Source organism: Saccharothrix sp. NRRL B-16348 (assembly GCF_001280085.1).
GTDB lineage: Bacteria > Actinomycetota > Actinomycetes > Mycobacteriales > Pseudonocardiaceae > Actinosynnema.
Map to the genome: position 1 here is coordinate 1 of NZ_LGED01000063.1, position 1,202 is coordinate 1,202.

Consider the following 1,202-nt stretch of genomic DNA (forward strand, 5'->3'; position numbering starts at 1 on the left):
CTACTAGTGCTGCATCTCGGAACGTTGACCCGCTAACCGGCCCGGTTGGCTGACAGGCCAGGCTGGTCCTCCCATGTCGAGCGGGAGGTGGTTGTGGGTCGTCGTCCGGAGGTATTCGTCCGGCCGTTGTCGATGGAGGAGGGCCGGAAGCTGGCCCGGATCGGACGGACCGCGAAGGACCCGGTGCGGTTACGGCGGGCGATCGTGGTCCTGATGTCGGCCCAGGGGCAGGCGGTACCCGACATCACGTCGTTGATGCAGGTCAGCGCCGACTACGTGCGTGATGTGATCCACGCGTTCAACGAGCGGGGGTTCGCGGCACTGGACCCAAAATGGAGCGGGGGACGCCCGCGGGTGATCGGTGAGGCGGTCCGCGAGCGGATCTGCCTGATCGCCCGGACGTCCCCCGCCTCCTGGGGCATCACCGCGTTCTCGACCTGGTCGCTGTCGAAACTGCGCGACCATCTGCTCGACCGCGGCACCGTCACGGCGATCAGCAGGGAGACCCTGCGCCGCATCCTGCACACCGGCGGCGTGTCCTGGCAGAGCACCTCCACCTGGAAGGCGTCCACCGACCCGGACTTCCTGGTGAAGATGCACCGGATCCTGGACCTCTACGACCACCCGCCCGACGACGGCCGGGTGATCTGCGTGGACGAGTTCGGACCGCTGAACCTGATGCCGCGCAAAGGCAAGGCCTGGCGTCAGGTCGGGTCACCGCGCCGATTACGGGCCACCTACAACCGCCGGCACGGCGTGATGCACATGCTCGCCGCACTCGACCTGACCACCGGGAAGATCCACTACCGCATCCGGCGCCGCAAACGCCACGGCGAGTTCCTCGACCTCCTCAAGGCCCTGCGCGCCAGGTGGCCCGGCCAGAAGCTCTACATCGTGGCCGACAACTTCTCGCCGCACCGCCACCCCGACGTCCTGGGCTGGGCCGCCGACAACGCCGTCGAGTTGGTGTTCCTGCCCACCTACAGCTCCTGGTTGAACTGGATCGAGGCCGAGTTCACCGCCCTGCGCTACTTCGCCCTCAACGGCACCGACCACCGCACCCACACCGAGCAGAACGCCGCCATCGCCGCCTACATCCGCTGGCGCAACGCCCGAGCCCAGCCCAAGACCGGCTTCGCCACCGACTCACCCATCCGCACCTGGACCCATTACCCGGCCAAGGTTGCATGACATAGCACTAG

At 67.6% G+C, this 1,202-nt stretch carries 1 protein-coding gene; it reads left to right on the top strand.

Annotation, left to right across the window (positions count from 1 at the left end):
• Positions 1-93 precede the first annotated feature (93 nt).
• Entirely contained in the window at positions 94-1,191 is a 1,098-nt protein-coding gene (locus ADK67_RS08895) for an IS630 family transposase (protein WP_231648083.1), read from the top strand.
• The last annotated feature ends 11 nt before the right edge of the window (positions 1,192-1,202 follow it).